Annotated in this window: 7 protein-coding genes; 4 read left to right on the forward strand and 3 right to left on the reverse strand. The window is 66.3% G+C overall.

Going from position 1 to position 9,774, the window contains the following annotated elements:
• Window positions 1–2: 2 nt before the first annotated feature.
• Genes AC56LN_RS10505 through AC56LN_RS10515 form a run of 3 tightly spaced genes read left to right on the forward strand, consistent with a single transcriptional unit; the run spans window position 3 to window position 4,234 of the window.
• The gene (locus AC56LN_RS10505; RefSeq protein ID WP_482896957.1) at window positions 3–962 is read left to right on the forward strand and encodes a hypothetical protein; all 960 of its coding nucleotides are present in this window, start codon (window positions 3–5) and stop codon (window positions 960–962) included.
• On the forward strand, window positions 959–2,515 hold the full coding sequence (locus AC56LN_RS10510) for a HAMP domain-containing sensor histidine kinase (protein ID WP_499571500.1): 1,557 nt from the start codon (window positions 959–961) through the stop codon (window positions 2,513–2,515). Before AC56LN_RS10505 ends, AC56LN_RS10510 begins: the two co-directional genes overlap by 4 nt.
• A 27-nt stretch (window positions 2,516–2,542) precedes the next feature.
• Entirely contained in the window at window positions 2,543–4,234 is a 1,692-nt protein-coding gene (locus AC56LN_RS10515; protein ID WP_499571501.1) for a M14 family zinc carboxypeptidase, read from the forward strand.
• A gap of 167 nt (window positions 4,235–4,401) precedes the next feature.
• Here AC56LN_RS10515 and AC56LN_RS10520 read toward each other — a convergent pair whose 3' ends face one another.
• The 3 genes from AC56LN_RS10520 to AC56LN_RS10530 all read right to left on the reverse strand — a co-directional run bounded on the left by AC56LN_RS10520 (window position 4,402) and on the right by AC56LN_RS10530 (window position 7,950).
• Entirely contained in the window at window positions 4,402–6,219 is a 1,818-nt protein-coding gene (locus tag AC56LN_RS10520; protein ID WP_499571503.1) for a DUF885 domain-containing protein, read from the reverse strand.
• Window positions 6,220–6,243: 24 nt separating this feature from the next.
• Window positions 6,244–7,380 (reverse strand): branched-chain amino acid ABC transporter substrate-binding protein, encoded by a 1,137-nt coding sequence (locus AC56LN_RS10525; RefSeq protein ID WP_499571505.1) that lies wholly within the window; start codon window positions 7,378–7,380, stop codon window positions 6,244–6,246.
• A gap of 84 nt (window positions 7,381–7,464) precedes the next feature.
• Window positions 7,465–7,950 (reverse strand): Lrp/AsnC family transcriptional regulator, encoded by a 486-nt coding sequence (locus AC56LN_RS10530; RefSeq protein ID WP_343028404.1) that lies wholly within the window; start codon window positions 7,948–7,950, stop codon window positions 7,465–7,467.
• A 149-nt stretch (window positions 7,951–8,099) separates the two neighbouring features.
• Here AC56LN_RS10530 and AC56LN_RS10535 point away from each other — a divergent pair, with 149 nt between their 5' ends.
• Window positions 8,100–9,632, forward strand: coding sequence for an aminotransferase class V-fold PLP-dependent enzyme (locus AC56LN_RS10535; protein ID WP_499571507.1), 1,533 nt, complete (start codon window positions 8,100–8,102; stop codon window positions 9,630–9,632).
• Window positions 9,633–9,774: the final 142 nt, after the last annotated feature.

Consider the following 9,774-nt stretch of genomic DNA (forward strand, 5'->3'; position numbering starts at 1 on the left):
CGATGGGCAATCTCCTGCGCCGGATGCAGAACGCTTCACGTGCGCGTTCGCTGGCCCCGCTGCTCGCCATGACGCTGGCCCTGGCCGCCACCGGCGCCCATGCCGTCCAGGCCCAGCAAACCGAGCGCGAACGCGAAGAGGTGCAGGGCTACCGCTTCCAGATCATTACCGGTGACGACAGCGCGGTCACGCACCGCATCGTCGATGACCTGTACAAGCGCCTGGTGCCCACCTTTGCTGCGTTTCGCACCGAGCTCGCGCAGAAGCGCCGCATGCTCTACATCGCAATCGGCCCCACCGCGCTGCGTGACGCGCTGTCGCGGCGCTGCGATTGCGTCGTCATCTCGGCCTATACGTCCAGCCAGGTGTGGCGCGGCCTGACGGCGCGCCTGCCCAAGCCACGCCGCGCGGCCATCACGGCGGTGTACGCCGAGCCGGCGCCGAACGACCAGATGCGCCTGGCCGAACTCCTGTACGGGCGCCCGGTGCGCGTGGGTGTGCTGCTCGGCCCCGATACCGCCTTCCTGCGCCCGGTGCTGCACGACGCCACCGAGATCCAGATGTTCACGCCGGGCGACGACCTGAATCACACGCTGGGCAGCATGACGCGCGCCGAGACGCTGCTGGCGCTGCCCGACAGCGACATCTACAACGCCGAAAACGTGCGCAACATCCTGCTCTCGACCTACCGCCGCAAGCAGGGCGTGATCGGCTTCTCGGCCGACATGGTCAAGGTCGGCGCGCTGGCCACCACGTATTCGGAAGTCGAAGAAATCAACGCCCAGGTGGCCGAGATCACGGCCGACTTCGTGCGCACCGGCGAAATGCCGGCGCCGCAGTTCCCGCGCTACTTCCGCACGATCATCAACGAAGGCGTGGCCAGTTCGCTCGACCTGCGCGTGACGGACGCCGCGCGCAACTTCGCCCGGCCGGCACCGGCGCTGGCGCCGGCGGCGCGATGAACCTGCGTTTCTGGCGCGGCTGGGGTGTCGGACGGCGCATGGCCGTCATCACGATGCTGCCGGTGATCCTGCTGTTTACATCCTTCGTCTGGTACTCGTGGTACGCGCACCGCGCCCAGGTGGCCGAAGAACTGGCCGAGCGTGGCCGCATCCTGGCACGCGCGCTGTCCGAAACGTCCGAGTACAACGTCATCTCGGGCAACCTGTCCGACCTGCGCCTGACCATCAATGGCCTGGTGCAGTCCGACCGCAGCATCTACCGCGTCGACGTCATTGACGGCAGCGGGCGGGCGGCCGTGCGCGTGGTGTCCGAGTCGGCGCTGGACGCCCAGTCCCACTACTACGAAGCGCCGATCCGCAAGCAGGTGGTGTGGATCAACCTGTTCTCGGACAACGGCACGCCGCACGTGTCGGCGTCGAGCGATTCGCGTCCGCCCACGCTCACCACCGAAGTGGTGGGCTGGGTGCGGGTGACGATGTCGCCGGCGAACATGATGGCCAAGCAGACCGACCGCTTCCAGATCGAGCTGTCGATGGCGGCGCTGGCGCTGGCCGCCAGCGGCATCCTTGCCTGGGTGCTGGCGCGCTCGCTGATCGTGCCGCTGCGCGAGGCCATCGGCACGTTGCGCCAGATCCGGGGCGGTAACTTCCGCGTCCATCCGCCGGTCACCACCGGCGGCGAGATCGGCGAGCTGCAGTCGTCGATCGGCGAGATGTCGCTGGCGCTGGGCGAATCAAAGCGCGACCTCGAAAACAAGGTGGCCGAGCGCACGCGCGACCTGCTCGCCTCGCGCAACGAAGCGCTGCGCGCCGATGCCGACAAGCGCAAACTGATCCAGAAGGTCAACGAGATCATCGAGGACGAGCGCAAGAGCATCGCGGTCGAGATCCACGACGAACTCAATGCGTCGCTGATCGCGGCGCGCCTCGAGGCACAGGCGATCGGCCTGCTGGCGGCCAAAGCCCCCCCCGGCCCCGAGGTGGTGGAAATCAAGCGCAAGTCCGAAGCCATCACGAAGCTCGCGCTCGACCTGTACGCCAACGGCCGGCGCCTCGTGCGCCGCCTGCGGCCGGAGGTGCTCGATATGCTCGGCCTGCACGGCGCCGTCGAAGAGATGGTGCGCCACTACGACACCACGTCCGGCTGCCGCTTCGACCTGCACAGCGAAGGCGACTTCGCGCGCCTGTCGAACGAGCTGGCCATCTCGGCCTACCGCATCGTGCAGGAGGCGCTGTCGAACGTCATGAAGCACGCCGCGGCGCGCTCGGCGCACGTCAGCCTGCTGCTCGACGAAGGCAAGGGCATGCTGCGCATCCGCGTGGTCGATGACGGCGCTGGTTTCGACACGGCCAGCGCGTCCGAAGGCATCGGCATCATCGGCATGCGCGAGCGTGCCTACGCGCTGCATGGCACGATCGAGGTGCGCTCGAGCCCCGGCGAAGGCACCGACGTCGCCATCGCCCTGCCATTGACGCTGGCGCCGCCGGCACCGACCGCGTCCACTGCGCCAGCCGCGACGGCGCCTGCCACACCCCCCGGCGTCATCCTGTAAGCATCCCCTTTATTAGCGAAGAACACCATGGCTACTGCACCCCTCACGCCCTACGAACAAGGCAACCTGAACCAGACCACCACCTGGGCCGACTGCATCGCCTGGTACGAGGATCTCGCGCGCCAGTATCCGGCAGTGCTGCGCTTCGAACAGGTGGGCGTGTCCGATGCCGGCGTGCCGATCCACGCCGGTGTGGTCAGCAGCGACGGCGTGTTCGACCGCACCGCGATCAAGGCCGCCGGGCGTGCGGTCTTCTTCAACAACAACGGCATCCACCCGGGCGAGCCGGAAGGCGTCGACGGCTGCATGGCGCTGGTGCGCGACTTTTGCCTTGAGCCTGAACGGTTGCATGCGCTGGGCACGACCGTGTTCCTGTTCGTCCCGCTGTACAACGTCGACGGCGCCTTCAACCGCGCCGACACGTCGCGCGTGAACCAGGACGGGCCGGAGCAGTTCGGCTTCCGCGGCAACAGCCGCCACCTCGACCTGAACCGCGACTTCGTCAAGTGCGACACGTTGACGGCGCGCGTGTTCAACGAACTGTTCACGGCATGGGACCCGGACGTGATGGTCGACACCCACACGTCCAACGGCGCCGACTACAGCTACACGATGACGCTGATTCACACGCAGGCCGACAAGCTCGGTGGCGGCCTGGGCGAGTTCCTGCGCGCCGAGATGCTGCCCGCGATGTATGCCGGGATGGATGCGCGCGGCTGGCCGACCTGCCCGTACGTCAACCCGGTGCAGGACAGCCCGGACCACGGCATCGCCGAATTCCTGGAAACCGCGCGCTTCTCGACCGGCTACGCGGCGTTGCACCACACGATCGGCTTCATGCCCGAAACGCACATGCTCAAGCCGTTCCGGGACCGCTACGAATCGATGCGCGCGCTGGTCGACGTCGCACTGGCCTTCACCGTGCAGAACGCCCCGCGCATCCAGGCGCTGCGCCGCGCGGCCAGGGATGCGGGCCGCACGCAGGCCGAGTGGCCGGTGCGCTGGAAGATGGACGAAGCCAATCCGTCGAGCTTCCGTTTCAAAGGGTATGAAGCCAAGTACAAGAAGAGCGTGCTGGGCGACTATTCGCGCCTGTACTACGACCGCAGCAGCGTCTGGGAGCGCGACATCGCCTATTACAACCGTTTCCCGGTGGATGCGAGCGTGCCGGCGCCGCAGGCGTACGTGGTGCCGCAGCAGTGGCGCGAAGCGATCGAGCGCCTGGAATGGAATGGCGTGCGCATGGAGCGCATTGATGCCGATCGCATGCAGCAGGTCGCGTACTACCAGATCGACAGCGTGACCTCGCGCCCGTCGGCGTACGAAGGCCACATGTTCCACGATGACGTGGTGCTCGAACGGCGCCATGGCAGCGTGCAGCTGCGCGCGGGGGATTTCCTGGTGCCGCTGGACCAGGACAATGCACGCTACGCGGTCGAGACGCTCGAACCGCTGGCGCACGACAGCTTCTTCCGCTGGGGCTTCTTCAACAGCGTGCTGGAAAAGAAGGAAGCGTATTCGGAGTATGTGTTCGAGGATGAGGCCGAGCGCCTGCTGGCGCAGGAGCCGGAATTGGCAGCGAAGTTCGAACAGTGGAAGGGTGCCAATCCTGGTTTGCTGGCCAACCAGGAAGCCGTGCTGGACTTCATCTTCGCCAACTGCGCGCGATACCGCGAGCCGGAATGGCGCCGGTATCCGGTGTTCATGATCGAGCGTTGAACACGCCGCCAGAGATTGGCCCGTAACGTAGAAACGTCGTTCCCGCCCTCGCCGGGCGCCTTGGCGGGAACCCCAGTTAGCAGCAGGCCACTATCGCACTTTTGGCCAGCGCATGAGAACTTGGGTTCCCGCCTCCGCGGGAACGACGTGGTAATGCTCAGGCGCCTTTATTTCGACGCCGCAATCCAGCGATCGACTTTTGCCTCCAGCACTGCCAGCGGCAGCGTGCCTTCATCCAGCACCACCCGGTGGAACGCCGGCAGATTGAACTTGTCGCCCAGTGCCGCCTGCGCGCGCTGGCGCAGTTCCATGATCTTCAGGGCGCCGATCTTGTACGCCAGTGCCTGCCCCGGCATCACCATATAGCGCTCGATCTGGGCGCGCGCTTCCAGTTCCGAGTAACCCAGCGTCTCACGGAAGTACGTGATCGACTGCTCGCGGCTCCAGCCCTTGGTGTGCATCCCGGTGTCGACCACCAGCCGCGCCGCGCGCAGCATCTCGTCGTTCAGGTGACCGAAATAATCTTCCGGCTTGTCGAACAGGCCCATCTCCTTGCCCAGCGTCTCGGCGTACAGCGCCCAGCCTTCGGTGAACGCCGTATTGCCGCCGAACTTGCGGAAGTTCGGCAGGCCCAGTTCCTGGGTCAGTGCGATGTGGAAGTGGTGGCCCGGCTGGCCTTCATGCAGGTACAGCGTGACCATGCCGGTGCTGCCGTACTTGGTCGGATCGTTCACTACTGACCAGAACACGCCGGGCCGCGAACCATCGGCTGCGGGTGACGAGTAGTGGTCCGACGCCGTCTCGCGCGTCAGCTCCGGTTCCAGGCGCACTTCGAGCGGCGCCTTCGGCATCAGCGAGAACAGCTTCGGCAGCTTGGTGCGCACGTCGGCGTCGATCTTCTCGAACACGGCGATCACCTGCGCGTCCGATGTGAACGGCTTGTACTTCGGCTGTTCCGACACCCAGCGCGGCAGGCCGGCCGCAGGGCCCGTATAACCCATCTTCGGGCCGATCTTGCCGTACTCGCCCTGGATGCGCGCCACTTCCTTCTGGCCGATCTCGTGGATCTGTTCGGGCGTCAGGCTCGTGGTGGTCATCGCCGCCACACGCGCCTTGTACCACTCGGCGCCGTTCGGCAGTGCGCCCCAGCCGGCGGTGGTGCGGGTGGCCGGCATATAGTCCTTCTCGACATACGTGGCCAGGCGCGCCAGTGCCGGATTGAGCTTGTCGCCGATCGTCTTGCGGTACGACGCCGTCAGCTTGGTCTTGTCGGCGCTCGAGAAGCCGGCCGGCAGCGCCTTGATCGGGCTGTAGAAGATGCTGGCCTCGGGCGTGGCCGCGACCAGTGCCTTCAGTTGCGGCAGCAGCGACATCATCGGCTCGCGCGGATGCACGACGCCGCGCTTGACGCCTTCGCGCATATTGGCGATCGCCTGGTCGATGTAGGCGACCATCTGGTCCAGGCGGCTCAGGTAATTGCGGTAATCCTGCGGCGTGGCCAGCGGCTGTGCGCCCTGGCCACCGGCGTAGTTGGCCATGAAGACCGGCATGTTGAACATCTGGTCCACCGGCAGCAGGTGCTCGGGGAAGGCGCCCAGGCGCAGCGCGGTCTCGAGCTCGAACTTGACGATGTCGTAGCTGGCCTGGTCACGCGGATTCAGGCGCTCGCGCGGGATCGTGCCCAGGCGTTTCAGGTAGCCGCGGTACAGTGCAAACTGGGCGTCGCGGTTCTTCGGCGCGATCGGCAGGCCAAGCTGGCCATCAAAGCGGCCATCGCCGGACTCGGTCGCCCAGACCGGCTCGAAGCGCGCGTAGGCGTCGTAGTACTCGTCGACCAGCTTGTTGATGGCCTTGCCGGCCTGGGGATCGGCAGCCGCTGCGGATGCGGATGCAGGGGCAGGGGCGGTCACCGGCGCCGCGCCGGCACTGGCGCACAGGAGCAGGGCGGCGGTGGCCAGTGCGCCGAGTTGGAAGGATGGTTTCATCGTGATCGAGGTCCTGGTAAAGAATCAGTAGCTGGCCAGCGGCGTGAGGGCGCCGTTCTTGAAGGTGTACACCGTGACGGCCGTTTTCTTCAGGTTGCCCTTGGGGTCATAGCCGTACATGCCGACCACGCCCTGGTAGCTGATCGTGTGCATCGCAACGCCAACGGCCTTCGCATCGACCGTCTTGGCCGACTGGATCGCCTGCGCGATGAACTTGGTCTGGTCGTAGAACGATGGCGCATACACGTCCGGTTCGCGGCCGAAGCGCTTCTTGTAGCCGGCCAGGAAGGCCGCGCCGCCCGGCTGCCTGGCGACGATGGCGCCGGCCTGCGCGCAGCGCACGTTTTCGCCGACCGCGGCGCCGCCGAGCCTTGCCATCTCGGGGCTGCACAGCGTGTCGCCGCCCAGCAGCGGCACGTTCAGGCCGAGCTGCTTCATCTGGCGCACCATCGGCGCGGCCTGCGGCGCGTAGCCGCCGTAGAAGATCGCATCGACCTTCTTGGCGCGCAGCGCGGTCAGGATCGCGGCGAAGTCGCTGGCCTTGTCGTTGGTGAATTCGTGGCCGGCGATCCTGATGCCGGCCTGCTGCGCCTGGCGTTTGAATTCCATTGCGATGCCCTGGCCGAACGCCGTGCGATCGTCGATCACGCCGATGTTCTTGATCTTGAGTTCCTTGGCGGCGTAGCCGGCGACCGAGGCGCCGACCTGCGTGTCGCTCGCGACGATGCGAAATACGGTGGGGTAGCCGCTGGCGGTGATCTTGGGATTGGTGCCGACCGTCGACATCAGGATGCCGCTGTCGTTGTAGACGCGCGAGGCCGGAATCGCCACGCCCGAGTTGTAGGGACCGAGCACGAACTTGACGCCGGCGTCGGCAAATTTCTGGGCCACGGTCACGCCCTGTTTCGGGTCGCCCGCGTCGTCTTCGGATTGCAGCACGAAGCGCAGCACGTTGGCGCCGACCTGGATCTTCTGTGCGTTGAGTTCTTCGATGGCCAGGCGCACGCCGTTTTCATTGTCCTTGCCGGCAAACGCATTGGCGCCCGACAGCGGACCGCTGACGCCGATCTTGACGACCTGCTCGGCAGCGTGCGCGTGCACGCCGATGGTGGCGCACAGTGCCGCCAGCGCCAGCGGCGCCATGGTGATTTTCGATGGCATTGACTCAGTCTCCCGTTGATGTGGACGGGCGCCATCATCGCACGATTTACGCACCCTGCGAAAGCGCACAACGCCTGTAAAGACTCAGGTTGGCGTGCCGTGCGAGATCAGTTCGAGGGGCAGGGCGGTGGTGGATTTGATCTGCTCCATCGAGAACGCCGACGAGACGCCGGTCAGGCGCGCGGTCTTGATCAGCTTCTTGTAGAAGCGGTCGTAGCCGGCGATATCGGTGGTGACGACCTTGAGCAGGTAATCGACGTCGCCGCTCATGCGATGGAATTCCAGCACTTCGGGCAGCGCGATCACGGCGGCGGCAAAGCGCGCCAGCCATTTTTCATCGTGTTCGGGGGTCTTGACACTGACAAACACGGTGACCGGCAAGCCGACCTTTTCGCGATTGACGATGGAAACGCGGCTTTCGATGAAGCCTTCTTCTTCCAGGCGCTTGACGCGTTTCCAGCACGGTGTGCTGGACAGCCCCACCTTTTCGCTCAGGCCCGAAATGGACAAGGTGGCATCCGCCTGCAGGGCAGCGAGGATCGCGCAATCAAACTTGTCGAGTGAATTCATATTCCGCATTGCTGATTATAAGAATAATTATCCTACTGTTTGATCGGAAACCAGAAAGTTTGGAACGTATTGACCGTCTTTAGCCCGTACCATATTACTGGACAATAACATGTTGTGCGACACCTTTTTTATATTTTTGGCACCTATTCATGCAGACCGAAATCTACCTCGATACCAATGCGACGTCACCGGTATTGCCGGCCGCCGCGGCCGCCGCCATGGCCGTCATGCAGGATGGCTTCGGCAATCCGAGCAGCAGCCATGCGACGGGCCTGCGCGCCCGGGCACTGCGCGAGAGCGTGCGCGCCAGTGCGGGCCGGGTGGTCGGCGCCGGGGAGGGCCGGTTGATGTTCAACAGCGGCGCCACCGAAGGCATCCAGACAGCCGTGCTCTCGGCCCTGTGCGCGGTGCGCGAGCGGCGCGCGCGTGGTGACGCCTGCGGCGACATCGTCCTGATCGGCGCGACCGAACACAAGGCGGTCCCCGAAAGCCTGGCGCACTGGAACCGCCTGCTCGGCACGGGCCTGGAGCTGCGCGTGCTGCCGGTCGATGGCGACGGCCGCCACCGGCTCGACGTGCTGCGCGCACTGGCACCGCGCGTGGCGCTGGTGTGCACGATGGCAGCGAACAATGAAACGGGTGTGGTGTCCGACCTGCACGGTATCGAGGCCGTGTTGCGTGACACTGGCAGCGATGCCCTGTGGCTGGTCGACTGCGTGCAGGCGCTGGGCAAGCTCCCGCTCGACCTGGCCGCGAGCCGCATCGACTACGCGCCGTTCTCGGGGCACAAGCTGTATGCACCGAAAGGCATCGGCATGCTGTACGTGCGCCGCGGCGCGCCGTACACGCCGCTGATGTGCGGTGGCGGGCAGGAAGATGGCCAGCGCTCCGGCACCGAAAACATGGCCGGCATCGCGGCGCTGGGCGCCGTGTTCTCGGCGCTGGAGCGGGGCGACACCTTCCGCGACGGCGCCGCGCTGCTGGCATGCCGCGCGCGCCTGGTGGCGGCGCTCGAAGCAGCCTTGCCCGGCATCGTGTTCAATGCGCCCCTGGCGCAGTCGCTTCCCACGACCATCAACTTCTCAGTGCCGGATGTGCCCAGCGCCACGCTGCTCGACCTGTTCGATGCCGCCGGCATGCGTGTCAGCGCCGGCTCGGCGTGTTCGGCGGGGAAGGCCGGGTCCAGCTACGTGCTCGATGCGATGGGCGTGCCGGCCTGGCGCAGCGCGGCGGCGGTGCGCCTGTCGTTTGGCGCGCTGTTTGATGACGCCTCGCTCGAACTGGCGTGCGAGCGCATCGCGCGCTGCGGCGCCGCGCTGGCCGCGCCGATGCCTGTGGCAGGCGCCGAGCCGGCGATGGATGGCGCCATCGACAGCGCCATGCTGGTGCCCGCCGATACTGCCCGTGACTGGCTCGCTGCGCATCCGGACGCGATCGTGATCGACGTGCGCAACCTGCGCGAACACAGCGTCGCGGGCGCTGTCAGTCTGCATGGCCGCGCGGTACGCAACGTGCCGCTGGCATGCGTTGCCGACGAGGCACCCCAGTGGCTGGGCGCGACGGCGCCGTTGCTGTTCGTCTGCCGCAGCGGCGCACGCAGCGCCCGCGCGGCGCAAGCCGTGCGCGCCATGGGCCACCCGGGTGCCTGGTCACTGGTGGGCGGATTCGCGCTCGCCATCTGATCTCGGGTAGCATGGCACTGATGTCCGCGCATCGGAGGGGTGTGTTCGTCAGCGCACAGTAATGACGCCGGTCTTTGCCTAGCATGGGATCAGCCGTGCGCGCCCAGCGTTTCCTGCCCTGATCCGTCCCGGACGCCACTGT

The sequence above is a fragment of the Telluria sp. ZT3P26 genome (genome assembly GCF_059686035.1).

What these genes read in the sequence shown, in the direction of transcription:
- AC56LN_RS10505 (WP_482896957.1), top strand. Translation starts at nt 3, where the DNA reads ATGGGCAATCTCCTGCGCCGGATGCAGAACGCTTCACGTGCGCGTTCG.
- AC56LN_RS10510 (WP_499571500.1), top strand. Translation starts at nt 959, where the DNA reads ATGAACCTGCGTTTCTGGCGCGGCTGGGGTGTCGGACGGCGCATGGCC.
- AC56LN_RS10515 (WP_499571501.1), top strand. Translation starts at nt 2,543, where the DNA reads ATGGCTACTGCACCCCTCACGCCCTACGAACAAGGCAACCTGAACCAG.
- AC56LN_RS10520 (WP_499571503.1), bottom strand. Translation starts at nt 6,219, where the DNA reads ATGAAACCATCCTTCCAACTCGGCGCACTGGCCACCGCCGCCCTGCTC.
- AC56LN_RS10525 (WP_499571505.1), bottom strand. Translation starts at nt 7,380, where the DNA reads ATGCCATCGAAAATCACCATGGCGCCGCTGGCGCTGGCGGCACTGTGC.
- AC56LN_RS10530 (WP_343028404.1), bottom strand. Translation starts at nt 7,950, where the DNA reads ATGAATTCACTCGACAAGTTTGATTGCGCGATCCTCGCTGCCCTGCAG.
- AC56LN_RS10535 (WP_499571507.1), top strand. Translation starts at nt 8,100, where the DNA reads ATGCAGACCGAAATCTACCTCGATACCAATGCGACGTCACCGGTATTG.